General features: G+C 62.6%; 1 pseudogene. It reads right to left on the bottom strand.

What is annotated here, in order from left to right:
- Positions 1–320, bottom strand: a pseudogene (locus ELR45_RS39110) (UvrD-helicase domain-containing protein); the annotation flags it as partial.
- Between the last annotated feature and the right edge of the window lie 231 nt (positions 321–551).

Genomic DNA, 551 nt, shown 5'->3' with positions numbered 1-551 from the left:
ACCTTGCGGGTGCGTTCGGCGCGCTTATAGATGGTGGAGATCTCCACCGACAGCATGAACCGGACGTCGGCGACGCAACTCGGCGGCACGTCGCGGTCGATGTCGCTCTCCAACTCAGGCCGGAGCCGGAACAGACCGGGCTCGGCGGGCACCAGATTCTCCTGGAGCTGTGCGAACCAGGCGGGGTGCGTGACGTCGCCGGTGCCGACCACCCTGATGCCCTTGCGCTTGGCCCACCAGGTCAGATGCTCAAGATCACAGTCCTTGCTACAAGCCCGGGAGTACTTGGAGTGGATGTGCAGGTCGGCGTAGAAGCGCACCCACCGATCATGCCACGCTGACGTGTTCCGCGACTGCGGGGCCAGGCCAGATCTCAATGAAGCGCAACCAATGGGTTGCAGTTCACCATAGTTTGTGCAACCCTAGGGTTGCACAAAGAAAATCACCTAGAACAACGGAGGACACGATGAGCACTGCAGACAGGATCGAGCGCGAGGTCACCATCGACGCCCCGGTCGAGCGCGTGTGGGCCCTGGTCACAGAGCCCGGGT

This window comes from Phytoactinopolyspora endophytica (assembly GCF_004138495.1).
Classification (GTDB): Bacteria; Actinomycetota; Actinomycetes; order Jiangellales; family Jiangellaceae; genus Phytoactinopolyspora; species Phytoactinopolyspora endophytica.
The sequence above is the reverse complement of the archived record's forward strand: the minus strand, read 5'-3'. Positions and strand labels throughout refer to the sequence as shown.